At 58.4% G+C, this 24,336-nt stretch carries 24 protein-coding genes; 8 read left to right on the top strand and 16 right to left on the bottom strand.

Translation table 11 applies throughout. From position 1 onward, the window contains the following. Positions 1-16 precede the first annotated feature (16 nt). Positions 17-814, top strand: coding sequence for an inositol monophosphatase family protein (locus tag FMN63_RS12025; RefSeq protein ID WP_148584217.1), 798 nt, complete (start codon positions 17-19; stop codon positions 812-814). A gap of 6 nt (positions 815-820) precedes the next feature. Here FMN63_RS12025 and FMN63_RS12020 read toward each other — a convergent pair whose 3' ends face one another. From FMN63_RS12020 to rpsF, 12 genes are all read right to left on the bottom strand, one after another. After that, positions 821-1,192 carry a VOC family protein gene (locus tag FMN63_RS12020; RefSeq protein ID WP_148584216.1) on the bottom strand — a complete coding sequence of 124 codons (372 nt, stop codon included), beginning with the start codon at positions 1,190-1,192 and terminating at the stop codon, positions 821-823. Positions 1,193-1,239: 47 nt separating this feature from the next. Further along, positions 1,240-1,857, bottom strand: coding sequence for an HAD family hydrolase (locus tag FMN63_RS12015; RefSeq protein WP_148584215.1), 618 nt, complete (start codon positions 1,855-1,857; stop codon positions 1,240-1,242). A gap of 93 nt (positions 1,858-1,950) precedes the next feature. After that, complete coding sequence (locus FMN63_RS12010) at positions 1,951-2,682, bottom strand: SDR family NAD(P)-dependent oxidoreductase (RefSeq protein ID WP_148584214.1); 732 nt, start codon at positions 2,680-2,682, stop codon at positions 1,951-1,953. Positions 2,683-2,764: 82 nt separating this feature from the next. Beyond that, positions 2,765-4,237, bottom strand: coding sequence for an amidophosphoribosyltransferase (gene purF / locus FMN63_RS12005; RefSeq protein WP_148584213.1), 1,473 nt, complete (start codon positions 4,235-4,237; stop codon positions 2,765-2,767). Between the two features lie 221 nt (positions 4,238-4,458). Further along, entirely contained in the window at positions 4,459-5,067 is a 609-nt protein-coding gene (locus tag FMN63_RS12000; RefSeq protein ID WP_148584212.1) for a CvpA family protein, read from the bottom strand. 74 nt (positions 5,068-5,141) lie between these two features. Then, positions 5,142-6,536: a DNA repair protein RadA gene (gene radA / locus FMN63_RS11995; protein WP_148584211.1), complete on the bottom strand. Its 1,395-nt coding sequence runs from the start codon at positions 6,534-6,536 to the stop codon at positions 5,142-5,144. 25 nt (positions 6,537-6,561) lie between these two features. Next, on the bottom strand, positions 6,562-7,704 hold the full coding sequence (gene alr, locus FMN63_RS11990; RefSeq protein ID WP_148584210.1) for an alanine racemase: 1,143 nt from the start codon (positions 7,702-7,704) through the stop codon (positions 6,562-6,564). Between the two features lie 164 nt (positions 7,705-7,868). After that, positions 7,869-8,135 (bottom strand): PilZ domain-containing protein, encoded by a 267-nt coding sequence (locus tag FMN63_RS11985; protein ID WP_286192682.1) that lies wholly within the window; start codon positions 8,133-8,135, stop codon positions 7,869-7,871. Between the two features lie 209 nt (positions 8,136-8,344). Next, positions 8,345-9,829: a replicative DNA helicase gene (locus FMN63_RS11980; protein WP_148584208.1), complete on the bottom strand. Its 1,485-nt coding sequence runs from the start codon at positions 9,827-9,829 to the stop codon at positions 8,345-8,347. Between the two features lie 365 nt (positions 9,830-10,194). Further along, positions 10,195-10,779 carry a 50S ribosomal protein L9 gene (gene rplI, locus FMN63_RS11975; protein ID WP_148584207.1) on the bottom strand — a complete coding sequence of 195 codons (585 nt, stop codon included), beginning with the start codon at positions 10,777-10,779 and terminating at the stop codon, positions 10,195-10,197. Positions 10,780-10,895: 116 nt separating this feature from the next. Further along, the gene (gene rpsR / locus FMN63_RS11970; protein ID WP_029066450.1) at positions 10,896-11,144 is read right to left on the bottom strand and encodes a 30S ribosomal protein S18; all 249 of its coding nucleotides are present in this window, start codon (positions 11,142-11,144) and stop codon (positions 10,896-10,898) included. Between the two features lie 5 nt (positions 11,145-11,149). Beyond that, positions 11,150-11,584, bottom strand: a complete 435-nt coding sequence (rpsF, locus tag FMN63_RS11965) for a 30S ribosomal protein S6 (protein WP_148584206.1) — start codon at positions 11,582-11,584, stop codon at positions 11,150-11,152. 575 nt (positions 11,585-12,159) lie between these two features. Between rpsF and fabD the strand changes: the two genes are divergently transcribed. From fabD to gmk, 7 genes are all read left to right on the top strand, one after another. Beyond that, complete coding sequence (gene fabD / locus FMN63_RS11960) at positions 12,160-13,104, top strand: ACP S-malonyltransferase (protein WP_148584205.1); 945 nt, start codon at positions 12,160-12,162, stop codon at positions 13,102-13,104. 67 nt (positions 13,105-13,171) lie between these two features. Next, positions 13,172-13,909 carry a 3-oxoacyl-[acyl-carrier-protein] reductase gene (fabG, locus tag FMN63_RS11955; RefSeq protein WP_148584204.1) on the top strand — a complete coding sequence of 246 codons (738 nt, stop codon included), beginning with the start codon at positions 13,172-13,174 and terminating at the stop codon, positions 13,907-13,909. Between the two features lie 247 nt (positions 13,910-14,156). Continuing rightward, positions 14,157-14,390 (top strand): acyl carrier protein, encoded by a 234-nt coding sequence (locus FMN63_RS11950; RefSeq protein WP_006931822.1) that lies wholly within the window; start codon positions 14,157-14,159, stop codon positions 14,388-14,390. Positions 14,391-14,474: 84 nt separating this feature from the next. After that, positions 14,475-15,740, top strand: coding sequence for a beta-ketoacyl-ACP synthase II (gene fabF, locus FMN63_RS11945; RefSeq protein ID WP_148584203.1), 1,266 nt, complete (start codon positions 14,475-14,477; stop codon positions 15,738-15,740). Positions 15,741-15,864: 124 nt separating this feature from the next. Then, the gene (gene mltG / locus FMN63_RS11940) at positions 15,865-16,995 is read left to right on the top strand and encodes an endolytic transglycosylase MltG (RefSeq protein WP_148584202.1); all 1,131 of its coding nucleotides are present in this window, start codon (positions 15,865-15,867) and stop codon (positions 16,993-16,995) included. A gap of 56 nt (positions 16,996-17,051) precedes the next feature. Beyond that, positions 17,052-17,945, top strand: a complete 894-nt coding sequence (locus FMN63_RS11935; RefSeq protein ID WP_148584201.1) for a YicC/YloC family endoribonuclease — start codon at positions 17,052-17,054, stop codon at positions 17,943-17,945. 5 nt (positions 17,946-17,950) lie between these two features. Continuing rightward, positions 17,951-18,658, top strand: coding sequence for a guanylate kinase (gmk, locus tag FMN63_RS11930; protein ID WP_148584200.1), 708 nt, complete (start codon positions 17,951-17,953; stop codon positions 18,656-18,658). A 339-nt stretch (positions 18,659-18,997) separates the two neighbouring features. On the opposite strand, the gene rsmA is transcribed toward gmk, so the two are convergent. The 4 genes from rsmA to FMN63_RS11910 all read right to left on the bottom strand — a co-directional run bounded on the left by rsmA (position 18,998) and on the right by FMN63_RS11910 (position 24,336). Continuing rightward, positions 18,998-19,849, bottom strand: a complete 852-nt coding sequence (gene rsmA / locus FMN63_RS11925; protein ID WP_148584199.1) for a 16S rRNA (adenine(1518)-N(6)/adenine(1519)-N(6))-dimethyltransferase RsmA — start codon at positions 19,847-19,849, stop codon at positions 18,998-19,000. A 16-nt stretch (positions 19,850-19,865) separates the two neighbouring features. Beyond that, the gene (pdxA, locus tag FMN63_RS11920; protein WP_148584198.1) at positions 19,866-20,885 is read right to left on the bottom strand and encodes a 4-hydroxythreonine-4-phosphate dehydrogenase PdxA; all 1,020 of its coding nucleotides are present in this window, start codon (positions 20,883-20,885) and stop codon (positions 19,866-19,868) included. Between the two features lie 6 nt (positions 20,886-20,891). Continuing rightward, positions 20,892-21,812 (bottom strand): peptidylprolyl isomerase, encoded by a 921-nt coding sequence (locus FMN63_RS11915; protein ID WP_148584197.1) that lies wholly within the window; start codon positions 21,810-21,812, stop codon positions 20,892-20,894. A gap of 148 nt (positions 21,813-21,960) precedes the next feature. Further along, positions 21,961-24,336, bottom strand: a complete 2,376-nt coding sequence (locus FMN63_RS11910) for an LPS-assembly protein LptD (RefSeq protein WP_209001091.1) — start codon at positions 24,334-24,336, stop codon at positions 21,961-21,963.

Below are 24,336 nucleotides of genomic sequence, written 5' to 3'. Positions count from 1 at the left end.
AAAGGGAGTTTGAACCATGTCCATCGACCGGCTGGAATTCGCCGTCGCGCTTGCCGAAAAGGCTGGTGAGCTCGGTCTCGATTATTTCCGCAAGCTGGACACGCTCACGGTTACGCAGAAGGGCCATCAGGACCTTGTGTCGGAAGCCGACCGCAACGTGGAAACGCTCATCCGGCAGGAGCTTGCAAAAAGCTATCCGGACGACGGCATTCTGGGCGAAGAGCATGGCATGGAAGAGGGCTCCTCAGGCTATACCTGGGTCACCGACCCGATCGATGGCACGGCAAACTTCGTTGCCGGTATTCCGCAGTGGTGCGTCATCATCTCCTGCGTTCATCAGGGACAGGTGATTGTCGGTGTGATCCACGATCCGGTGTCCAGGGAAACCTTTAAGGCAGCCGCCGGTCACGGTGCGTTCCTCAATGGCAAACCGATCCGGGCGTCCGACAGCGAAAGCCTCTCGCATGGTTCGGTCGGCGTTGGCTTCAACGGCCGAACCGCTGTCACCGACGCGGTCAACGTTGTCGGTGCCCTGGTCTCCAAGGGTGGAGTGTTCTTCCGCAATGCCTCGGGTGGTCTGATGCTCGCCTATGCGGCCTCCGGACGTCTCATCGGCTATGTGGAGTCCCACATGAACGCCTGGGATTGCCTTGCAGGCATGCTGATCACCAAGGAAGCCGGCGGTGAAGTTCTGGAACAGGACGTACACCAGTCCCTCTATCACGGCGCGCGTGTCGTTGTTGGGGCTCCGGGCGTCTTTGCCGATCTGAAGGAAATCGCCGAAAGTTCCTTTGCCCCCTTCGAAGCTGCCTAAACAGCCTCAGACATGCTGGTCGACAAGAACCGGGTTTCCGTCCGGGTCGACCAGCATGAAGCTGGCCCGGCCACTGCCTGCCTCGTTGGCCTCGGATACGAAAGTGTATCCCTTCGCTTTCAGCGCTTTTTGTATGTCCCGCACATCCTGAAAATCTTCAAGCGTCCTGGCATCCTGGTCCCAGCCGGGATTGAAGGTGAGGATGTTCTTGTCGAACATGCCCTGAAACAGCCCGATAATGGTGTCTCCGTTCTTCAGGACGGTCCAGTTGTCCGCGTCTGAAACGCCGACATCCACGAAGCCGAGGCCTTCGTAAAACGCCTTTGATTTTTCAAGATCCTTGACGGCCAGACTGACCGAGAACGCACCGAGTTTCATTTTCCTGGCTCCTATGCGCCGACATCTGCTGCGCGCCCTGCATGCTGTCAGAGGCCAAGAAAAGAGACAAGCTCCGCCCGGGTGTCGTCGGTGAAATGAAATCCTTTCCAGCCGAGCGCTTTCGCCGTGCGCACGTTTGTCGCGCTGTCGTCAATCAACAGGATCTCCGACGGGGCAACCATGAGAGCGTTGCTGACATGGGCAAAGAAAGAAGGTTCCGGCTTGGCTGACTTGATGCGGCCGGAGGAGAAAACCTGGCTGACGAGTGCCCCGAAGCCGGCCTGGTGTTCAATGTAGTTTGCCCGCCGTTCTTCATTGTTGGTCGCAATGACCTGAACCAAGCCTTGCGCCGTCAGGCGTCGAAGCAAGCCGCATGTGAACGGGTCCTTCAGGTCATCCTTGGCGAACCAGTAGTCAAGTACGGCACCTGCATCCAAGGCATGATAACCGGACCGGTCAAGCCAGTCCTGCAGGTGGCATTTTATGTCCTGTTTGCCGGAGATGACGTCAGCGAAGGAAGCATCGAAGACTCCGCGCTCGAATGCATCTAGTGCGATACCGAGATCGTCTTCCAGCTTATCTGCCCAGACAAAGCGCCCGCCGACAATGTTGCGGTTGAGAACACCGTCGAAATCCCAGGCGATAACGCTGATATCGGAGCGCATGGCGAGTTTCCCTTCCGATCATCGATCCGGAAGGGCGTAGAGACAAACCAGAGGGATTGCAACCGGTACCGGAAGCCTGCGGGGTGGCAGGCCTCAGTCGGTGGGAGCCCATTCTCCGCTGACGCGGTCGTAAAGGCTGCCGGTTTCCAGAACGTCGGGCATCAAGAGAGGCAGAAGATCCGCCGCGACTTCCTCGGGCGTGGCGAGGTTGGTGGCGAGCTCTCCCGGCATTGCCTTGGCCCGCAGGCCTGTCCGGGTCGGGCCGGGGTCGGCAATGTTGATCTTCATCTTCGTCTGCAGGCTTTCCTTCGCCCAGGTCCTCGCCATGGCTTCAACGGAAGCCTTGCTGATGGACTGAAGACCCCAGAAAGGTGTGCAGGTGCTTGCGTGGACGGAAGACAGGAACAGCGCACGGCCAGCGTCAGACTGGCGCAGAAGCGGGTCCAGAGACCGGATCAGCCGCCAGTTGGCGACGACATTCACCGCCGTCACTTTCTCGAAGTCCTTGGGGCTGATATGGCCGATGGGCGACAGCACCCCCAGCATGCCCGCATTGGCGACAAAGATATCGAGCTTCTTCCAACGCTCGTAGATCGCGGCACCGAGCCGGTCGAGCGCGTCGAAATCGGTCAGGTCCAGCGGAACGAGTGTGGTTTCCCCGCCCGCAGAGCGAATCTCGTCATCAAGCTCTTCCAGACCGCCGACGGTCCGGGCAAGCGCAATAACATGCGCTCCACGTTCGCCGAGCTGCTTTGCAATCTGATAGCCAATTCCGCGGGAGGCGCCGGTCACGAGTGCGAGCCGGCCTTCAAAGTCTTTGATCATGCGTGATCTCTTAGATCAATTTGCCTTCCGGCGGTACCGCCGGAAGGCATTAATTCATGAGGTCCAAAGGGTTTTGAGTGCTTTAGCCGACCTCGACCAGACGCGGTGCGCTGACGAAGTCCTGATCTTCGGAAAGATCGGTCAGCGGCGTCGGATAATCGCCGGTGAAGCAATGGTCCGTGAACTGCGGATTGGCAGCGTCACGGCCTTCGTATCCCATGGCCTTGTAGATGCCGTCCACGGACAGGAACGCCAGGCTATCGGCTCCGATATAGGCGCGCATTTCCTCAAGGCCGTATTTCGCGGCCAGAAGCTTCTCGCGGACCGGCGTATCGATACCGTAATAGTCGGAGTACTTGATCGGCGGGCTGGCGAGGCGGAAGTGAACTTCCTTGGCACCTGCATCGCGGATCATCTGCACGATTTTGACTGACGTGGTGCCGCGCACCAGGCTGTCATCCACCAGCACCACACGCTTGCCCTCGATCTGGGCCCGGTTGGCGGAGTGTTTCATCTTCACGCCGAGCGCCCGGATCTGCTGGGTCGGTTCGATGAACGTGCGGCCGACATAATGGTTGCGGATGATACCGAGTTCGAACGGCACACCGCTTTCCTGGCTGAAGCCGATAGCGGCCGGGACGCCGCTGTCTGGAACCGGAACGATCACGTCCGCTTCGACATTGGATTCGCGCGCAAGCTGGCGGCCCATTTCACGGCGAACATCATAGACGCTGCGACCGCCGACGACGCTGTCGGGACGGGAGAAGTAGATATATTCGAAGATGCAGGGCCGGGCAGGACGCTTGCCGAACGGGAAGAAGGATTCAATGCCTGTCGTGGTGCAGACTATGACTTCGCCGTTTTCCACTTCGCGGATGAACTTCGCACCGATGATGTCGAGCGCGCAGGTCTCGGACGCCAGGATCGGCGCGCCGTTCAGGTCGCCCAGAACCAGCGGGCGAATGCCGAGCGGGTCGCGTGCACCGATCAGTTTCTTCGAGGTCAGCGCAACCAGCGAGTAGGCGCCTTCCATCTGGGTGATCGCATCGATGAAACGATCGACGATCTTGCCCTTGCGCGAGCGGGCAACGAGCTGCAGGACCACTTCGGAATCGGAGGTCGACTGACAGATCGCGCCATCACGGATCAACTGGCGGCGGAGCGTGAGAGCATTGGTGAAGTTGCCGTTGTGGCACACGGCGATACCGCCACCGTCCAGCTCGGCGAACAGCGGCTGCACGTTTCTCAGGATGGTCTCGCCGGTCGTTGAGTACCGAACGTGGCCAACGGCGGCCATGCCGCTCAGTCGTTCGATCGTATCGGCATCTGAGAAATGATCGCCCACGAGGCCAAGATGACGTTCCGCGCGGAACTGCTCGTTGTCGACGGTCACGATCCCCGCTGCTTCCTGTCCGCGATGCTGGAGCGCATGAAGCCCGAGCGCGGTTAGCGTGCTGGCATCCTCATGACCCAGAATGCCAAAAACTCCGCATTCTTCGCGCAAGGTATCTGCGTTGATGTCGAATGGTTCCTGCACGTCGGTTCCGCCAGCCATGGCGAACACTCCTTCGTTCTGGCCGGTGGGAGGACCGGCCTGGTCTTGCGGTCAACGGTCTGTCACCGTCACGACGATGGACGAATTATCGACCGCTTTGCAAATGGTACATCGTCCCGCACATATCAGGGCGCGGGATGCCTCATTCAACGTCACACCGTCAGTCGGTGCACGATACTGCCCAGTCTCGGTTATTATCCCGGGATTGTAACCAAGTTCTGTTAGTTGCTGTCCGTCGTCAGTTGTTCAAGTCCCTGACGTTCTGAATCGCTGTACGCCGGCTCCTCTGCCGGGGTTGCTCCCCCTCCGGCCTGATTGTTCTGCCGGATCTTGTCCAGGATCGCCTTCTCCGGGTCTTCCGGCAGTATGGCCACCAACCGTTCGCCGATGGACAGCAGGATCGGACGCGACTTGGCGGTCTTGACCCAATTCGGCTGCTGATCCGGCTGGACGAACCAGTTGAAGAACATCATCGCCACGACGACCAGCAGCAATCCACGCACCGCTCCGAAAACGAACCCGAGGGTCCGGTCGAGCGCGCCGATCCGGCTGTCGAGCACGAAATCGGAAATCCGCATGGTGATATAGCTGACAACAAGCAGCGTGACCAGAAAGACCGCCGCGGCAGATACGCCCATGGCAACCAGATCGTGGTCAATATACTGCTTGGTGTAAGGAAGAACCCGCTCATAGAGCAGGAATGCCGCAGCTGCCGCTGCCACCCAGGAAACGATGGAAAGAACTTCTCTGACAAATCCGCGGATCATCGCAAGGACCGCCGAAATGAACATGATGACCAAGAGCAGTCCGTCCAGCAGCGTTATCGGCATGTTCCTGAAAAATCCTCTGTATGGCGCTCTTTCGAGAGCTTAAACCTTTCGCCCAAACCCGTCACCATCTTGTGTCAGGTCTGCCCCTTAGCACTAGCCTCCGCCGAAAGTTTGGCAACAAAGTCCCCAAGTTCCGGCACTCCTGTCGTCCTGAACGAAGACACGGTGCCATCCTTTAGATTGCCTTCCGGGCAATAGGCCTGGTCGAAGCCGAGTTTCTCTGCTTCTTTCAGCCTGGAAGGGGCCTGGGCGACCGGCCGGATGGCCCCTGACAGGCTGACTTCGCCGAAATAGACGCAATTGGCCGGAAGGGCAAGTCCGCTAAGTGAGGAGATTAAGGCTGCAGCAACGGCAAGATCGGCTCCGGGCTCGTTGATCTTGAGCCCACCGGCGACATTCAGATAGACATCGTGTTGCGAAAAACGGACGCCGCAGCGTGCTTCGAGCACCGCCAGGATCATGGAAAGGCGGGCACTGTCCCAGCCGATCACGGCCCTGCGGGGTGTTCCGAGCGAAGACTGCGCCACCAGCGCCTGGATCTCGATCAGAAGCGGGCGGGAACCTTCCAGCCCGGCAAAGACCGCCGCCCCGGGAGCGGTGGTATTTCTGTCTCCCAGGAACAGGGCGGAAGGATTTGGCACTTCCTGGAGGCCCTTGCCGGTCATCTCGAAGACGCCGATTTCATCGGTTGCGCCGAAGCGGTTCTTGACTGAACGCAGGATACGGTACTGATGCGCGCCATCGCCCTCGAAATAGAGCACCGCGTCGACCATATGTTCGACCACACGAGGACCGGCAATCTGGCCGTCCTTGGTCACATGCCCGACAAGAACAAGGGTGGTGCCATTCTTCTTGGCATAACGCACCATGGCCTGGGCCGATGCCCGCACCTGCGTAACGGTGCCGGGAGGGGATTCCACTTGATCTGTCCACAGGGTCTGGACTGAATCGAGGATCAGGAGGGCGGGTGCCGTGTCGGATTCCAGCGTCGCCAGAATGTCCTCTACGCTGGTTTCCGCCGCCAGCGAGACCGGGGCCTGGGCAAGTCCCAGCCGTTCGGCGCGAAGCCGCACCTGGCCAATGGCTTCTTCGCCGGAGATATAAACGGTCTTGTGCCCGAGGTTGGCCAGTTGGGCCGCCGCCTGAATAAGCAGCGTGGATTTGCCGATACCCGGGTCACCACCGACGAGCAATGCGGACCCGCGAACGAAACCGCCACCGGTCACCCGGTCGAGTTCCGGCACCTTGGTCTCAATGCGTGGGGCTTCCTTCGCTTCGCCGGACAGGCCCACAAGCGGTATGACGCGGCCCTTGGAGCGCGAAGCCCGGCCTGGGCCGCCCCCGACGCCGCCACCGGTCTGCTCCTCAACGATGGTGTTCCATTCACCACAGCTTTCGCAGCGGCCAACCCATTTGGCGGTCACGGCGCCGCAGGACTGGCAGACGAAGGAAGTGGAGCGCCGTGCCATAAAAAATTCGCCTTTCGCTCTCGGCTCAGCTCAGGGGCGCGTAGATGCGCTCAAACCGTCGGCCGAGGCTTGTCAGATATTCGTAATCGATGGTTTCGGCATAAGCGGCAAGATCGGAAGCTGCAACACCCGGCCCCAGCATTTCCACAAACGCTCCGCGCTGAAGCAGATGGTCCGGCACGTCCGTAACGTCAAGGGTGATCATGTCCATGGAGATCCGGCCAAGAATCGGCGCCTTGTACCCGCCGATCAACCCGAAGCCACCTGGCCGGTCATCCGTGGAGCCCGCCCGCCGGATCATGCCATCTGCGTATCCGGCCGCGACGACGGCGTTGCGCAAGGGACGTGTCGCGGTTTGCTTGGCGCCATAGCCAATGGTGTCGCCCTGCGGTACGTCGCGTACCATCATGATCCGGGCCTCCACCTTGGCCACCGGCTTCATGGGGTTGGGCTCTGTTTCAATGGCCAGTCCGCCGTAAAGCCCAATCCCGGGACGAACAACCTCAAAGTGGTACTCCGGTCCGAGCAGCACCCCGGCGGAATTTGCCAGTGAGCGTGGAATCTGGGGGAAGGGAGCGGTGGTTTCCGTGAACAGCTTGAGCTGGCGCCGGTTCATCTCGTGCTCAGGGTTCGAGCCACAGGCAAGATGGCTCATCACCAGCGACGGCTGGAACGGTCCCAGCACGGCCTTGTCTCCCAGAGCCTGGATAAACTCATCCGGCGACAGGCCAAGCCGGTGGATGCCTGTGTTGACATGCACTGCGGCGGGAAAACTCTTGCCCGCTGCCTTGCAGATCTCCGACCATTCCACAAGTTCTTCAAGGCTGCCGAGGACGGGGCGGATATCGTGCTTCAGGAAATGCTCAGCCGTGCCTGGTAACAGCCCATCCAGCACATAGATGACAGCGCCGGGAAGGCTCGCGCGCAGCGTGAGGGCTTCGGTCGGCACCGCGACGAAGAATGTTCTGCATCCCGCCTCATAAAGCGCGGCACCGGTTTTCCCCTGACCTGTTCCATAGGCATCAGCTTTCAGAACGGCGGCGCAGTCAGTGCTGTCGCCCACCTTGTCCTTCAGCAAAGACCAGTTCGAAACGATTGCATCAAGGTCGATCGTCAGGCGGCCGCCATAAAGGGCGGGCGGAAAGGTTTGGTCACAAGTCGCAGGCACGGTCCGGATATCTCTCCAGTCAGAATCAATGTCTGAAATTCGAGCGGGAGCTTACCGCATTGCGAGATAATTGCACCAACGGGCAAACCGTTGAATGCGTGACCAAATGAAGCGCTGTTCAGTGTTTTTCGCAATTGTGCCGGTGTGCCAGCCGGACGCTGGGCTCAATCCATATACAGAAATTCGATGCCCGCTTCGCCGGACCGGACCCAGCGTACTTCGCCATAGAAGCGCAGCTTGCGGCTTTCGATTTCAATGGTGATGCGTTGATGCGGCTCCAGCCCCTTGGTGTTGGTGGCAATGCGGCAACCGCCAACGCTGATGTCTTCCACCACACAGGGGCGATGAAACGCATCCTGCTTCAGGAGACCAGGCCACTTGCATCTTTTCCGAGGAAAGATGCGAGCTTCCTCTAGGAGCTTTTGTGCCAACGAAATCAAGATGCGGTCACCTGAAAGGCATTTTGAGCGAAATTCTTTCTACCTAAAGTAAGTGAGGAGTTTTAACAGTGGCTTAATAAAAAGCAAACGCGCCGGGTTGCGAACGTCCGCAAGCGGAAGATGTCGCTGGTGCTCTGGCCACCTGCCAAGGCGTGGGTCGCCTTGCGCAGACGGCCCTGTAGCGGACGCTTGCCGCCAAACTATTCGTAGCGCTCGGGCAGGTGGTCTTCTTCCGCGAGATCGGAAAAGCGGGTGTACTGGCCTTCGAAGTGAAGGTTGGCAGTGCCGGTCGGGCCGTGACGCTGCTTGGCGATGATGACTTCCGCCTTACCTTTAAGCCGCTCCATGTCCCGTTGCCAGTTTTCATGCTCTACCGATCCGAACTCCGGTTCGGTTTTGGACAGATAATATTCTTCGCGGAACACGAACAGGATCACGTCGGCGTCCTGCTCGATGGAGCCCGATTCACGCAGGTCCGACATCATCGGCCGTTTGTCGTCGCGCGATTCCACCTGACGGGAAAGCTGTGACAGGGCGATGATCGGAACATGCAGTTCCTTGGCGAGTGCTTTCAGGCCCGTGGTGATTTCGGTGATTTCCTGAACACGGTTGCCGGAGTTCTTGTTCGAGCCAGACAGGAGCTGGATATAGTCGACCACGAGCAGGTCGAGACCGCGCTGACGTTTGAGGCGGCGCGCCTTGGCCACCAGCGAGGCGATGGAAATACCACCGGTCTGGTCCACATGCAGCGGGACGGCCTGCATGGTCTGCGCGCAGGCGGCCAGTTTCTCGAATTCGGCCTCTGTAATATCGCCGCGCCGGATTTTGGACGACGAGATTTCCGCCTGTTCGGAAATGATACGGGTGGCTAGCTGCTCGGCGGACATTTCCAGCGAGAAAAAGCCGACGACGCCGCCGTTGACCGTCTTGATCGAGCCGTCGGGCTGTTCCTCGGCCTTGTAAGACTGGGCAATGTTGTAGGCAATGTTGGTCGCCAGCGAGGTCTTGCCCATGGCGGGACGACCAGCAAGCACGATCAGATCCGAATGCTGCAGACCACCCATCAGCCGGTCGAGCTCCCGAAGTCCTGTGGAAATGCCGGACAGCGCGCCTTCACGGTTGTAGGCGGCATGCGCCATTTCGATGGTTTCGGTCAGCGCGTCGCCGAAAGCGACAAACCCGCCTTCGCTGCGACCGGTCTCAGCCAGCTCAAACAGGCGCCGTTCGGCATCGTCGATCTGCTGGGTCGGCGGCACGTCGATCGGGGCATCGAATGCGATGTTGACCATGTCCTCGCCGATGCGGATCAGGTTGCGCCGGATGGCCAGGTCATAAATGGTCCGGCCATAATCTTCGGCGTTGATGATCGATGCGGCATCGCCTGCCAGGCGCAGAAGAAACTGGGTCGCGGACAGGTCCGCAATCTTCGCGTTGGCCGGATAGAAGGTCTTGAGTGTGATGGGCGACGCGGTTTTACCGGCGCGGATCAGATGGCTGATCTTCTCGTAGATGTCCTGGTGGGCCGGAACGAAAAAATGATGCGGTTCCAGAAAATCGGAGACTCGGTAGAACGTCTCGTTGTTGACGAGAATCGCCCCCAGAAGCTGACGCTCCGCCTCGGCATTGTGTGGTGCCAAGCGCTGGATGTCTTCTTCCGTTTCGACCTTCTGCAGCGTGCCCTTCATATCGTCCCCCGTTGACCCAGTTGCATTGGGAATACTCTTTGACGGGGGAGGGCTCAAGGAACAAAAAAAGGTGTTTTCGATTCTCTCCGGCTTGGGCAAATCAGCGGGGAAAGAATCGAATCCAGCTTGACTCTGAACTCGATTGCAGACTCAAGGCACTAGGTCTTAGTTGTTGAATTTTATGATATTTTTACAGGGGTTAATAAGCGGTTAATGAATTTTCGAGAAGTTTCAAGGCCTTGGGCTAGAATCTGAAAAGCCAGCATGAGGCGCTGTTCGCGGTCTTCAAATAAAGTTGCCGGCAAACAAAAAAACGGCGCCGAAATCGGCGCCGTTTTTCAAGGTCAACAGGGGAAGGAAAGCGCTTAGGCTTCTTCTTCCACCTCTTCTTCAGAAGCTTCTGCACCTTCTTCGGCGTCTTCTGCTTCTTCATCTTCTTCGAATTCGAAGACGTCCAGTTCCGGCGTGGAGAGATCCTCACCAGCTGCCTGACGGGCGGCTTCGTCTTCAGAACGGGCGACGTTCACGCTGACGGTGACTTCGACTTCCGGGTGCAGCTGAATCAGAACGCTGTGCAGGCCGATCGTCTTGATCGGGTTGCGCAGTTCAACCTGGCTGCGGGAAACGGAGAAGCCTGCCTTGGTGAGGCCTTCAGCGATATCGCGTGTGGAAACGGAACCGTAAAGCTGACCGGTTTCGCCAGCGGAACGGATCATCACCAGGGATTCGCCGTCGAGCTTGGAGGCAACGCCTTCAGCTTCGTTCTTGCGCTCAAGGTTACGAGCTTCGAGCTGAACGCGCTCGCGTTCGAAACGCTCGAGGTTGGACTTGTTGGCGCGCAGCGCCTTGCCCTGCGGCAGAAGGAAGTTACGAGCATAACCGTCGCGAACGCGAACGGTGTCGCCCATCTGGCCGAGCTTGGCAATGCGCTCAAGAAGGATAATTTGCATGTCATTTCTCCTACTGTCCCACCCGGTGCGGGTGGTTAGAGGCCGTTTGCCCGCGGCCCCAATTCGGGTCTTCCGGGCTGACCCGGAAGAGACGTCTCAAGCTACTTGAGAAACGCTTAGCTGATCACGAACGGCAGCAGGCCGAGCAGGCGGGCGCGCTTGATCGCACGGGCCAGTTCACGCTGCTTTTTCGCGGAAACCGCGGTGATGCGGCTCGGGACAATCTTGCCACGCTCGGAAATGTAGCGCTGCAGCAGACGGATGTCCTTGTAATCGATCTTCGGTGCGTTGGAACCGGAGAACGGGCAGGTCTTCCGACGGCGGAAGAACGGACGGCGGCTCGGGAGCTGTGCAATATCAACCATCAATCTTACTCCCCTTCTGCGCGGCGCGGAGCGCGCTCGCCACGGTCACCACCGCGTCCACCGCGGTCGCCACCACCAAAGCGGCCACCACGATCGCCACCACGGCGGTCGTCACGGTCACGCTTCTGCATCATTGCAGACGGTTCTTCGTCCAGTTCATCGACCTTGAAGGTCATGAAACGCAGAACGTCTTCGCTCAGGCCCATCTGACGCTCCATCTCGGCAACCGCGGCGTGCGGAGCGTTGATGTTCATGAGGGTGTAGTGAGCCTTGCGGTTCTTCTTGATACGGTATGCGAGGGAACGCAGACCCCAGTTTTCCACCTTGCCGATAGTACCACCAGCGCCTTCGATCAGGCCCTTGTACTGTTCGACGAGTTGCTCGACCTGCTGGGCCGAAACGTCCTGGCGAGCCAGGAATACGTGCTCGTAAAGAGGCATGGAAATAGCCTTTCTTCGTGTTGACAACGCGGGGTCGGCGCAGAGCCTCCTCGTAGCCCCGGAAAGGCACGAGAATTCTAACGAGAGCGGGAACACGGGAAGTCGGATCCGATCAAAGATCCTGGCATCATGCCCTTCCGTTCAGCCCCCGGCCAAACCCCGGATGAAGCGCGCTCTATAACGTGTTTTATGGAAAATGCAAGCAGCATCCGGCAGAACGTACCGAAAAGCGAACAGCAGCACGAGGGCTTTCAATTTGGAAGATCGCCCGGCTGTCTATATATAGCATGTTTGTGAAGCGGGTAATGGGAGGATCGGCTTCGCAAGCACACCAAGGCCCAACGGGTTGCCGGGCATTTCCAGGATAATGAGGACAGAGGAAAACCGGCAAAACCGCCTGAAAACGGGAAATGATAGGCCTTCGGGCCTTGACAGCTCGGGCAAGACCGTATCATAGCCTCGCGCCAAGTTTGATTTCAGCCTGCATGGGCTGTCTTCCCCGCTTTCTATTAAGCCGTCGACCTGTCGCTATAAAAAGAACAAGGTCCGCTCACGAGTCACGGAGGCGTTTCCAGATGACCATTGCATTCACATTTCCCGGCCAGGGCAGTCAGGGCGTTGGAATGGGCAAAGCCCTTGCGGACGCTTTTCCCGAAGCGAAGGCTGTGTTCGATGAAGTCGATGAGGCGCTTGGTCAGAAGCTGTCCGATGTCATGTGGACCGGCCCGGAAGAAACGCTGACGCTGACTGCGAATGCACAGCCGGCTTTGATGGCCGTCAGTCTTGCGGCCATGCGCGTTCTGGAGGCCCGTGGTCTCGATCTCGCCGGTAGTGTTTCCTTTGTTGCGGGGCATTCGCTGGGTGAATATTCGGCGCTGGCCGCCGCCGGTAGTCTGGACATTGCCACTGCAGCGAAGCTGCTGCGGGTGCGCGGCGAGGCCATGCAGAATGCAGTGCCGGTCGGGCAGGGGGCAATGGCAGCACTCCTTGGTCTGGATTTCGATGTTGCGGTCGAAGTGGCGGAAGCTGCCGCGCAGGGAGAAGTCTGCCAGGCTGCAAACGACAACGCACCGGGACAAGTCGTTGTTTCCGGTCATCTGGCCGCCGTCGAGCGCGCTGTCGAGATCGCCAAGGCCAAGGGCGCGCGCCGTGCGGTGATGCTGCCGGTCAGCGCACCGTTCCATTGCGCCTTGATGGGCCCGGCTGCCGAGAAAATGGCCGAGGCACTGGCGAATGCGGAAATCCGGTCTCCGGCGGTTCCGCTGGTCGCGAACGTGCTGGCACGTCCGATCACCGACGCGAACGAAATTCGCGACCGCCTTGTCCAGCAGGTGACAGGGACTGTGCGCTGGCGTGAAAGCATCACCTGGCTTGCCGAAAACGGCGTCGATACCTTTGTCGAGATCGGGACCGGCAAGGTTCTGACCGGCATGGTCAAGCGTATTGCCAGGGAAGCAACCGGCATGGCGGTCAACTCTCCGGAAGATATCGACGCTCTTCTGGAAAAGATCTCCGGATAAGAGGTATATCGGCGGGGACGTCGATCTGGTCCTCGTGGGCCTAACAGAAACAATGGAAGGATTCCAAATGTTCAGCTTGGAAGGGAAAAACGCGCTTGTCACCGGTGCAACCGGCGGGATCGGCGAAGCAATCGCCCGATCACTCCACGCACAGGGCGCGACCGTCTCCTTGTCCGGCACACGGGCTGAAAAGCTGGAAGCGCTTGCTGCCGATCTGGGGGAACGCGCCTTTGTAACCCCGGCAAATCTGTCTGACCGCGCGGCGGTCGATGCCCTGTTGCCGGCAGCCGAAGAGAAAATGGGCTCCGTCGACATTCTCGTGAACAACGCCGGGATCACGCGCGACAACATTTTTATGCGCATGAAAGACGAAGAGTGGGATCAGGTTCTGGAAGTGAACCTGTCGTCCGGCTTCCGTCTGTGCCGTGCCGCGATCAAGGGCATGATGAAGCGCCGTTCCGGCCGCATCGTCGGTATCACGTCCGTGGTCGGCGTGACGGGAAATCCGGGGCAGGTGAACTACGCGGCAGCCAAGGCCGGCATGATCGGCATGTACAAGTCGCTGGCGCGGGAAGTGGCCAGCCGGAACATCACGGTCAATACGATTGCCCCCGGTTTCATCGAAACGGCAATGACCGATGCGCTGAACGACAAGCAAAAAGAATCGATTTTGACGAGCGTGCCTGCAGGGCGTTTGGGCACTTCCGCCGAGATTGCTGCTGCCGCCGTCTATCTGGCCAGTGAAGAAGCCGCTTACGTGACCGGGCAAACCCTGCACGTCAATGGCGGCATGGCTATGATTTAAAAGGAATTTTTGCCGAGCAGGCAAAAAGAATCCGGGTCGCTGTGAAGCGGTCTGGATCGGCTGGTAAAGGTCAACAAAGTGTGTTACCAACCCGCCGATTGTTTCGAATTGCATATTTGGGTCAAATGAACCGTCCTGAATATGCGGTGACGTCTTATATACCGCGAGTTCACGCCACCGCTTGTTTGCAAACCGGATGGGGGCAGTTTCGCGAGTGACGAATAGATGAAAACTAAGGAAGTGAAAGATGAGCGATATCGCGGATCGGGTAAAGAAAATCGTCGTTGAGCACCTCGGCGTTGATGCGGACAAAGTTGTTGAAGGCGCGAGCTTCATCGACGACCTGGGCGCAGACAGCCTTGACACCGTCGAGCTGGTCATGGCCTTCGAAGAAGAATTCGGCGTTGAAATTCCGGATACCGCAGCAGAAACCATCCTGACCGTTGGCGACGCTGTCAAATTCCTGGAAGCCAACAAGTAAGGGCAACGCCCTTCTTGTGAATGTTTGAAGATCGGGCCGGCGGGGACTAGCCCCGCCAGGCCCTTCCAACGTAAGTGCGGGTGTATGAGGCGAGTTGTCGTAACTGGGTTGGGCATGGTGACGCCGCTTGGCTGTGGTGTCGATGTCACTTGGAAAAAGATCCTCGAAGGAAAGAGCGGGGCCAACAAGGTCACGAATTTCAAAGTTGACGATCTGGCCTGCCAGATCGCATGTCAGATCCCGCGTGACTCCTCCGAAGAAGGCGCGTTCAATCCGGATGACTGGATGGACGTCAAGGAACAGCGCAAGGTCGACGATTTCATCGTCTACGCGATGGCCGCTGCCGATCAGGCAATGGCAGATTCCGGCTACAAGGCCGAGACTTACGAACAACAGGCCCGCTCGGGCGTCCTGATCGGCTCCGGTATTGGTGGTCTTCAGGGCATTGAGCAGGGGGCTCATCTGCTGGCTGAAAAAGGCCCGCGTCGCATTTCTCCGTTTTTCATTCCTGGCCGCCTGATCAATCTTGCCGGCGGGTATGTCTCTATCCGCCACAGCCTGAAGGGCCCGAACCACGCGGTTGTGACTGCGTGTTCCACCGGTGCGCACGCCATTGGCGACGCTTCCCGGCTGATTGCCTTTGGTGATGCGGATGTCATGGTTGCCGGCGGAACGGAATCCCCGCTTTGCCGTCTTGCGCTTGCGGGCTTTGCAGCCTGCCGCGCTTTGTCCACGGGTTTCAACGACAGCCCGGAAAAAGGATCTCGTCCATACGACGTCGCACGCGACGGTTTTGTGATGGGTGAGGGCGCCGGTGTTGTCGTGCTCGAAGAATACGAACACGCGGTCCGCCGTGGGGCGAAAATCTACGGTGAGATCATCGGATACGGTCTGTCCGGCGACGCCTATCACATTACCGCTCCGTCCTCCGACGGTGATGGCGCCTACCGTTGCATGGCAGCTGCGTTGAAGCGCGCTGACGTTACGCCGGCCGACATCGATTATGTGAATGCGCACGGAACATCGACGCCCCTTGGTGACGAAATCGAGCTCGGCGCTGTAACCCGTCTTGCCGGGGAGCATGCTGCGGGCCTGACGATGTCGTCGACCAAGTCTTCCATCGGTCACCTTCTGGGGGCTGCGGGCGCGGTTGAGGCCATTTTCTCCGTCCTGGCCATTCGTGACAGCATGGCTCCACCTACGATCAATCTCGATAACCCGTCGGTCGAGACGGTCATCGACTTGGTGCCGCACAAGCCGAAGAAGCTGGAAATCAATGTCGCCCTTTCGAACTCGTTCGGCTTCGGTGGCACAAATGCCTCGCTTGTCTTCCGCAAAGTTGCCGCATAACCCATTCAAATTATTCAGGCCGGTCCGATTCTCGCGGACCGCCCTGAAACTTTGATTGTGACAACTGGTCCGTTTGAGCCTAGGTCAGGGATTCGGGGGCTCAATCTTGGAGGTGCGACCCAATATGCGCATTAAGCCCAAAAGCCCGCGTGAAGCTTTGCAGCCCGAACCGGCGCCTGCGCCTCCGCAACGCTCTCGGCACGTACGCAACCCCTTTGTCATTCTGATCAACATGGTCATCACCTTGACCGTGTTCGGCCTTGCCGCATTCGGGGGCGCGCTTTATTTCGGTCAACAGACGTTCGAGGCAAAGGGCCCGCTGCAGAAGGAGGCCACTGTCGTGATTTCCTCGGGCGCAGGTCTTTCCGGCATCACCGACAGGCTTTCAGGGCAGGGGGTCATCAATGACAGCCTCCTGGACGAGTGGATCTTCAATCTGGGCATCCGCTTCTACAAGAACGCCACCAAACTGAAAGCCGGGGAATACGCCTTTAAGCCAGGTGTTTCCATGCAAGAGGTCATGACCGATCTGGTGGAAGGCAATGCGGTCACCCATTCGGTAACGATCCCGGAAGGCTGGACAACTGCCCAGATCATCGATCGTGTGCGCGAGCATCCCGTGCTTGTTGGCGAGATCACCGAAGTGCCGGCTGAAGGGGCCTTGCTTCCCGAAACCTATACGTTCGCGCGTGGCGCCTCCCGCCAGGATGTTCTGAACCAGATGAAGGCAGCACAGTCCAAGCTGCTGGCCGAAGTCTGGGATCGCCGCACCGAAGGACTACCGGTGAAAACGCCGGAAGAGCTGGTCATCCTGGCCTCCATTGTGGAAAAGGAAACGGCCCTTGCAGATGAGCGCCCACGTGTGGCCGGTGTCTTCGTCAATCGCCTCAACAAGAACATGCGCCTGCAATCGGACCCGACGATCCTCTACGGTCTTTATGGCGGGGAGGCATGGCTCAAGGATCGCTCGGCGATCAAGCAATCCGAGTTGAAGTCGGAAAACAAGTACAACACCTATCAGATCGACGGCCTGCCACCGGGACCAATCGGTAACCCCGGTCGGGCGGCCATGGAAGCGGTTGCCAATCCGTCGCGCACCAAGGATCTCTACTTCGTGGCGGACGGAACTGGCGGACACGTCTTTTCCGAGACATACGAACAGCATCAGGCAAACGTCCGCAAGTGGCGTAAGGTGGAACGAGAACGCCGTGAGGCGGAGCAGAATCAGGAAACGCAGCCGGCCACATCCAATTGACCGGAGGCCCGCCAATGCGGTGGGCAGGAAGGCGGCACTTTCGCAAAGGGGCATACATGGCACTTGCCAGCATGACGGGCTTTGCACGGGCTTTGGGTGAATCCGGAGCCGTGCGCTGGACCTGGGAACTGAGGTCTGTCAACGGCAAGTCGCTTGACCTTCGCATCCGGATCCCGACAGGGCTGGAGGCGCTTGAGCCGAAGATACGCGAGCGCTGCGGCAAGCTGTTGCGGCGCGGCAATGTCTCCATCGGTCTCTCCATGCAGCGGGACCAGTCCGAGCAGCAGCTTCAGGTCAATGAAAAAGCGCTGGAAGCCGTTCTGGCGACTATCGATCTTCTCAAAAATCGCGTGCCGGATCTTGCTCCGCCGACGCTTGACGCCATTCTCGCGCAGAAAGGCGTCTTCGAGCTTCAGGAACCCGAAGACGACGAAGACGTTCAGGCAGCGCTTCATAACACCTTGCTGACGACACTGGATGCGGCGCTGATCGACCTCGTCGACATGCGCCACAGCGAAGGGCAGGCCATCGGCAAGGTGGTGCGAGATCAGATCGACAGGATCGCGGAACTGACCCAGGCCGCCGAAGAGCTCCCGGCGCGCAAACCGGAGGCCATCAAGGCGCGGCTGAAGCGACAGCTTTCCGAGCTGATGGATGCCGCGGACGGACAACTGGATGCGCAGCGCCTGCATCAGGAAGCGGTTTTTCTGGCAACCAAGGCAGACATCCGTGAAGAGCTGGACCGGCTGCATGCTCATGTGGCGGCCGTGCGTGAGCTGATGGACACCGGCGGGGCAATTGGCCGGCGCCTGGACTTTCTGGCTCAGGAATTTAACCGTGAAGCCAATACTTTGTGTTCAAAGTCCAACGATGTGGATCTGACCGCCATTGGACTGGACTTGAAGTCCGTTATCGATCAAATGCGTGAGCAGATACAAAATCTGGAGTGAGCCACATGACCGACGCACCTGCCGGGACCTCATCGGGAACCATTGTCAGTGCGGAACAGGCCGAGCAACAGCGCCGAGGCCTGATGCTGGTGCTGTCGTCGCCGTCCGGGGCTGGAAAATCGACCATCGCGCGTCTCTTGCTTCAGAATGAAGACAATCTTGCCCTTTCCATTTCCGTGACGACGCGTCAGCGCCGGTCCAGCGAAGTCGATGGCGTTCACTATCGCTTTATCGATGCCGGCCGGTTCGAACAGATGCGTGAGCATGACGAACTGCTGGAGTGGGCCGAGGTCCATGGCAACTACTACGCCACGCCGCGTGGACCGGTTGAAAACGCCATCGAGAACGGCAAGGACATTCTGTTCGATATCGATATCCAGGGCACCTTCCAGCTCTATGAGAAGATGCGTGACGACGTAGTCTCCATTTTCATCCTGCCGCCGTCCATTGCGGAAATGAAGTCGCGTTTGAAGCGGCGTGCCGAAGATGAGGACAGTGTTATCCTCAAGCGCATGAAGACCGCCGTCGGAGAAATGCGGCACTGGTCAAAATACGACTATGTTGTCGTCAACGATGATCTGGAGCGCGCCTATGAGAATGTGCGCGCAATCCTGAGGGCAGAGAGACTGAAACAGTTTCGCTCGCCCAAGATTGGGCCGCTCATCCAGGGAATGGTCGACGATCTCGAAACGGAACTGGCTGAAAAGTCCTGACCGCTTGATACCTTCGTGAAGGGCAAGTTCGAGAATTAGGTGCGGGACGGAGACAGAGCCGGGGCCATTAGCCCGGGTGCGTCTCGATTTCGAAAGCGACCGAGTTGCCCAAAGCCTCCGCCGGTCATCTCTTTTCGTTCAGGTCACGACTTTCAGAAACACCGGTCGTTTGGACAGACTTTCGTGAGTGGTCGTTTAGGCTCTGCCATGTTTGGTCGTGGGGCTTGTTCGGACCAAACCCGCCTGGATTTGCCAATCTCTTCGAGTGTGATCCCTGTGGTTTGAATGCTCGAAGGGGAAACGCAAAGCAAACCGCAAGAGCCTTCAATCAGCGCTTTGTCAAACTGCCTGAGCAGCCCGGAACGTGTTTGCTAGGTCCACAAAGCCTGCAATGTCGATCTCTTCTGCGCGTGCTGTCGGTTTCAAGCCGGCTTTTGTAACAAGCTCTTCAGCGTCCACAGAAAGTGACTTCAGGCTTGCCCGCAGCATCTTGCGCCTTTGGCCGAATGCGGCAGCGGTGATCTTTTCGAGGGCTTTCAGGTCACAGGGCAGCGGCGAGGCGTTTGGTTCCAGATGCACCACTGCCGACGTCACCTTGGGGGGCGGTGTGAAGGCCTTGGGGCTGATATCGAACAGGATGCCTCCCTTGCAACGCCATCCTGCCAGCACGGCAAGCCTGCCATAAGCCTTGGACCCTGGTGGTGCACTGATCCGTTCGCCAACTTCCTTCTGGAACATCAGTGTCAGAGACGACCAGAACGGTGGCCAATCGGGTGTCGTGATCCAGTTGACGAGTAACTGGGTGCCGACGTTGTAAGGCAAGTTGGCCGCGATACGGACTTTGTCACCACCTGTCAGCGCCACGGGGTCGATTTCAAGCGCGTCACCCTCAATGACGTCCAATCGGCCCGGGTAATGCGCAGAGATCTCCGCGAGTGCCGGCAGGCAGCGGCTGTCCTTTTCGATCGCAATCACGCTTTTTGCTCCGGCCGCCAGCAAGGCGCGGGTCAGGCCGCCTGGGCCAGGTCCGACTTCCAGCACGGTGCAATCTTCCAGGCTGCCGGCGGACCGTGCAATGCGCGAAGTGAGATTGAGATCAAGCAGGAAGTTCTGTCCGAGCGATTTCTTGGCATTTAGGCCATGCTCGGCGATGACATCGCGCAACGGAGGCAGATCGTCTATCTGTGCCATTTTATCCGGCGCCGCCCTAGAAACGTTCGGGATTGGCAAGCACATCTGCCATTCGCAACGAAGCCGCGAAACTGTCAATCCGGGCTGTTCCGCTTCCCGCAAGATCATAGGCCGTGCCGTGATCAGGGGAGGTACGGACGAAAGGCAGGCCAAGGGTCACATTGACGCTATCGTCGAAGCCGATGGTCTTCGCCGGTATCAGCACCTGGTCATGATACATTCCAAGCACACAATCATACTGCTGCCGGGCAGGCGGGTGAAACAAGGTGTCAGCGGAATGCGGGCCGCTGGCTTCGATGCCGAGTTCCTTCAGGCGTGCAATGGCAGGCTCGATGACGTCGCGGTCTTCGGTTCCAATCGAGCCGTTCTCGCCAGCGTGAGGGTTCAGACCGCAGATCGCAAGCCGGGGAGAGGCATAACCAAATCGAGTTCTGAGATCGTTCGCGGTGGTTGCCGCGGTTTCAACGATCAGGTTTGTCGTGATCGCGGTGGGAACATCGCGAAGTGGGATATGGATGGTGACAGGAACGACCATCAGCTCCGGTCCGGCAATCATCATCACGGGTTTTGCCGGTTCTCCGGGCCAGTGCTTTTTGGCCAGAGCACCCAGATACTCCGTATGGCCTGGAAAAGCGAAGCCGGTTCGGTAGAGCGCTGCCTTGTTGATTGGATTGGTGACAACCGCACAGGCAAGGCCCGACTTGATGTCTTCGACACATCCTTCAATCGCGGCTACGACAGAAGCTGCCGTTTCCGGCGCTTCCACACCTGGCTGGTCAGAGAGAGCCGGCCCTGTCTGCACGACGGGAAGCGCTTTTGCGAAAGCTGTGGCAGCTTCGTCCTGAGCCACCATCTTGAGCCGTGCATTCAGACCTATTCTTTTGGCTCGGTCCTGCAGTAGGGATGCATCGCCGCGAATGTAGAACGGCGGCAATCCAAGTGCCTTGCGATTGGCCCAGGCGATCAGAGCCAGATCAGGACCAATCCCGGTAGGTTCTCCCATGCTGACAGCAATCGGCTTTTGGTTGGAGCGCATGCCGGATCAGCGATAGATGATGGTGGCGCGGCGACGAACTTCCATGAGATAGCGCCGGGACTGGCTTTCACCTTCCTTTTGCCGCAGCTCGTTTTCAAGTTCCGTGCGCACGGCAATGTCCGAAGCGATTTCACGCTTTCCGCAAACGGCGATCATCTCGTAGCCGACCGGCGTGGCGGTTGGTTTGGTCAACTTGCCGGGCGTCATCTTTTCGATTTCAGCCCGCATGTTTTCCGGCAGCTCCGTTTCCAGCCTGCGTCCAATCGGCTGGACGACCACTTCACTGTACTTTCCGAGAATGGCACCGGAATCATCGCATCCGTTGAAGGCTGCCCGGATCTTGTTGCTTTCGTTCTTGCGCTTCGACTTGAAACCGCCGGAGGAGTTCTTCGGCACGACGACGATGACCCTCTTCAGGTCATATTCGACGGATTTTTGACGGTCTTCTTCATCGGTCTTCTTCAAGGCTGCGATTACATCGGACTCATTGACTTCAATCTGGCCGCTGAAGCGTGACCGCAGAACCTGGTTCCAGGCAAGCTGCGCCTTCAGGCGATCCTTCAAGGTGTCCGGCTTGACGCCGCCGCTGCGGAGCGCCTTGGACAACTGTGCCGGCGACATTTTCACATTTCGGGCAATGTTGTTGAAGGCGTTGTCAACTTGCGACTTGCTGATGTCTACGCCGACACGTTCGGCTTCGGCAAGCTTGACCTGATCATCGACCAGTTCCTCTTCGGCCTGCTTCTTTGCTATCGAAGCTGACTTGCGCTGGGTCAGCGTTATCAGCCGGGCGCGCTGGCTAATATCGTAGTCCGTAATCGGCACATCGTTGACGATGATTTTTATCGCAGCATAGGAAGGGGTGGCCAGCGGTGCTGCCAGCATCAAAGCTAGTCCAAAGATAACCGGAACGATACGAAGTCGCATTTAATAACCATCCGTGCTGGCTTGAGGCCAAACCGAAGTTTGTTGTTTTGTGGCATGATGTTTCGCATATCATGCCCGAAATTTCAAAGGTTCCGCGCATCATGCGTTATTTCGTGGCGGCATGATGGCCTGTACCCGGCGATCAAGATTAGTTGAGCGCGCCGCTGGAAACCTGGGTCGTGCCGATGGTCCTCAAACCGATGCGGAAATAGAGCGTCCGGTTGACTTCATCGCCATCGTTGCGGCTCCGGTCCTCTGCATAAGTAACTGACAGGGAAAAGCCTTCGTCGTCATACCCGACACCAAGACCGTCCTGCACGATGTTGCTGTTTTGCAGATCGTACCGCATGGACCCGAAAATGCGCCAGTTTTCTTCCAGACGAAGACTTGCGGACCCAAGCAGTTCCTCGCGCGGATCATCAATACCGACATCCGGCTGTGCGTTCAGGAACGCATAGGCAAGCGAAGACACCACCGGACCGTAGATGCCGCTGGCCTGCGCCTGTAGCCGGTTTACGGAGAAATCTTCCTTGTCGAGCCGGGCCTGGGCACCGACCTTGATGCCGTATTGCGTGTCCAGATAAAGGCTGCCGACGTAATCGGACAAGGTGGTTTCCAGACCGGAGTCCTCTGTCGCACCGAGAATGTCCGGAATGGCATAGGAGTTGTCACCGGCAAGCTGATAGGACCGACCGAACAGGCCGCTCACATAGTAGCCGCTATCCAGCTGCAGCTTGTAGTTCAGGCCGACGTTCAGACGCGTGCCGCCTTCGGCGCGGTCGAAGCCGGAGAATTTGTCATAATCGAACAGGGTTGTCGTGTCGAAGACGATGCTCTGTGCGTCGTCGTTCGGCAGTTCGCCGATGCGCTGCTCGTTCGGGCGCGCGACAATCTGGGCCACGGGTTCGAGAATCTGATTGCCGCCGTCAAATGTCGCAATGAAAGGATAGCGGTATTCCAGACCGATCGCTGGCATCGCACGACCGACAAAGCTTTCGCCGGACAAGGCGGTCACGTCGGAATCGGGGGAGGCCAAAAAGAACAGATCGCCGCGCATGTAGGCAAATGGCGTGAAGGACTGGCCGAGCGGATCGATAAACGTCCGGCGCCAGTTGCCCTTCAGGGATACGCGCGAGAAGGTGCCGTCAACGCCACGGAATTTCGCTGTTGATCCACCATCGATGGAAAACGCGTCCGTTTCATCTCGTGTCAACGAAGTGAAGTTGGCCGTCAGCGAGAGTTCCCCGGCAAGGATCGGGTCTGCGAACACATAGTCATAATCGACGACTGGCAGAACGAGGGGCTGCTTGTCCTGCAAGGAACTGCCGACTGGAGAGAAGCCGTTGGCATTGAACTGGCTGTCCGTGTAGTCCTCCTGAGAGATCTGATAGGCGATGGCTTTTGCACTGAGTGCGTTGCGATTTGTCCTACCCTCTAAATAAACTGTCGAAGTATCACCGTTGCCGCCGAAACTAGTGAACGAGTAGTCCTCGAAGAACTGACGGTCGCTCTTGTACGTCAGGTTCCAGCCCAAGGTCCAGTCACGCGCGATACTGAAGCTGGCCGTAGAGTTGACTGCACCGCGCCAGCGATCATCCGCGCGATCAGTGGTGAAAAGGTCCGGTTGTGCCTGGTAAAGGCCCGCTGCGGACACGCTGACTTCGCCTGCCGCGAACCGGTGCCGGTATTCGACATCACCGAACAAGCCCTGTTTCGTCAGCGGTGTCAGGATCGTGGTGACGTCGTAATAAGGGCTGAGAGCCCAATAATAGGGAACGCTGACGCCGTAACCGAGTTTGTCGGAAATAATACCGCTCGGCATCAGGAAGCCAGACTTTCGCGTCACGGAAGGGTCCGGCATCGAAAGAAACGGCAGATACGCAATCGGCTTACCATAAACCTCGAAGGCTGCGTTTTCGAACCGGATGATCTTTTCCTGCTGATTGTGGATGATCTTTTCGGCTCGTACGCGCCAGAGAGGCGGTTTGTCCGGCGGATTGGTCGGTTTCGTGTAAACCGTGTAAACGCCGTTTTCGATGGTCGTTATATTGTTGCCTTCGCGCCGGGCCTGCTCGGCCAGGAAGCGCGTGCGCCGCGTTGTATCGATCTGCAAGGCGCGCGCAAAGCCTTCCGAGAAGTCCTCTGAAAGGACCATCTCTTCCGTACGCAGAACATTACCGTCCGCTTCAATGAAGATCACGTTGCCCGACGCTTTGAGCTGCTGGCTCTTTCGGTCGAACACGATCTGTTGGGCCTGGACGGTGCTGCCGTCGTAATAGACCTGCACATCGCCATTCGCGACAATGAGGTCGCGGTCAAAATCGTAGGTGATCTCGCTGGATTCGAGCAGCAATTCCGCATCGGGATCAAGGTTCCCGGCTAGGTTGCTTGTCGGGTCCTGCGCGGCTGCAGGTGTTGAGTACCCATGACAAAGGGTTGCTGCAATGGCACATACGCTTGCCGCAGCCAACAGTCTGCCCTTTTTGGCCCAAGTCTCTGTTCTCAGAAAAACAGGAAAAGTCAT

The sequence above is a fragment of the Stappia sp. BW2 genome, assembly GCF_008107695.1.
GTDB lineage: Bacteria > Pseudomonadota > Alphaproteobacteria > Rhizobiales > Stappiaceae > Roseibium.
This window is presented reverse-complemented; position numbering and strand designations above follow the sequence as displayed.

Excerpts from the sequence above, each read along its gene's own strand:
- FMN63_RS12025 (WP_148584217.1), top strand. The coding sequence starts at position 17 with ATGTCCATCGACCGGCTGGAATTCGCCGTCGCGCTTGCCGAAAAGGCT.
- FMN63_RS12020 (WP_148584216.1), bottom strand. The coding sequence starts at position 1,192 with ATGAAACTCGGTGCGTTCTCGGTCAGTCTGGCCGTCAAGGATCTTGAA.
- FMN63_RS12015 (WP_148584215.1), bottom strand. The coding sequence starts at position 1,857 with ATGCGCTCCGATATCAGCGTTATCGCCTGGGATTTCGACGGTGTTCTC.
- FMN63_RS12010 (WP_148584214.1), bottom strand. The coding sequence starts at position 2,682 with ATGATCAAAGACTTTGAAGGCCGGCTCGCACTCGTGACCGGCGCCTCC.
- purF (WP_148584213.1), bottom strand. The coding sequence starts at position 4,237 with ATGGCTGGCGGAACCGACGTGCAGGAACCATTCGACATCAACGCAGAT.
- FMN63_RS12000 (WP_148584212.1), bottom strand. The coding sequence starts at position 5,067 with ATGCCGATAACGCTGCTGGACGGACTGCTCTTGGTCATCATGTTCATT.
- radA (WP_148584211.1), bottom strand. The coding sequence starts at position 6,536 with ATGGCACGGCGCTCCACTTCCTTCGTCTGCCAGTCCTGCGGCGCCGTG.
- FMN63_RS11980 (WP_148584208.1), bottom strand. The coding sequence starts at position 9,829 with ATGAAGGGCACGCTGCAGAAGGTCGAAACGGAAGAAGACATCCAGCGC.
- rplI (WP_148584207.1), bottom strand. The coding sequence starts at position 10,779 with ATGCAAATTATCCTTCTTGAGCGCATTGCCAAGCTCGGCCAGATGGGC.
- rpsR (WP_029066450.1), bottom strand. The coding sequence starts at position 11,144 with ATGGTTGATATTGCACAGCTCCCGAGCCGCCGTCCGTTCTTCCGCCGT.
- rpsF (WP_148584206.1), bottom strand. The coding sequence starts at position 11,584 with ATGCCTCTTTACGAGCACGTATTCCTGGCTCGCCAGGACGTTTCGGCC.
- fabD (WP_148584205.1), top strand. The coding sequence starts at position 12,160 with ATGACCATTGCATTCACATTTCCCGGCCAGGGCAGTCAGGGCGTTGGA.
- fabG (WP_148584204.1), top strand. The coding sequence starts at position 13,172 with ATGTTCAGCTTGGAAGGGAAAAACGCGCTTGTCACCGGTGCAACCGGC.
- FMN63_RS11950 (WP_006931822.1), top strand. The coding sequence starts at position 14,157 with ATGAGCGATATCGCGGATCGGGTAAAGAAAATCGTCGTTGAGCACCTC.
- fabF (WP_148584203.1), top strand. The coding sequence starts at position 14,475 with ATGAGGCGAGTTGTCGTAACTGGGTTGGGCATGGTGACGCCGCTTGGC.
- mltG (WP_148584202.1), top strand. The coding sequence starts at position 15,865 with ATGCGCATTAAGCCCAAAAGCCCGCGTGAAGCTTTGCAGCCCGAACCG.
- FMN63_RS11935 (WP_148584201.1), top strand. The coding sequence starts at position 17,052 with ATGGCACTTGCCAGCATGACGGGCTTTGCACGGGCTTTGGGTGAATCC.
- gmk (WP_148584200.1), top strand. The coding sequence starts at position 17,951 with ATGACCGACGCACCTGCCGGGACCTCATCGGGAACCATTGTCAGTGCG.
- rsmA (WP_148584199.1), bottom strand. The coding sequence starts at position 19,849 with ATGGCACAGATAGACGATCTGCCTCCGTTGCGCGATGTCATCGCCGAG.
- pdxA (WP_148584198.1), bottom strand. The coding sequence starts at position 20,885 with ATGCGCTCCAACCAAAAGCCGATTGCTGTCAGCATGGGAGAACCTACC.
- FMN63_RS11915 (WP_148584197.1), bottom strand. The coding sequence starts at position 21,812 with ATGCGACTTCGTATCGTTCCGGTTATCTTTGGACTAGCTTTGATGCTG.
- FMN63_RS11910 (WP_209001091.1), bottom strand. The coding sequence starts at position 24,336 with ATGACTTTTCCTGTTTTTCTGAGAACAGAGACTTGGGCCAAAAAGGGC.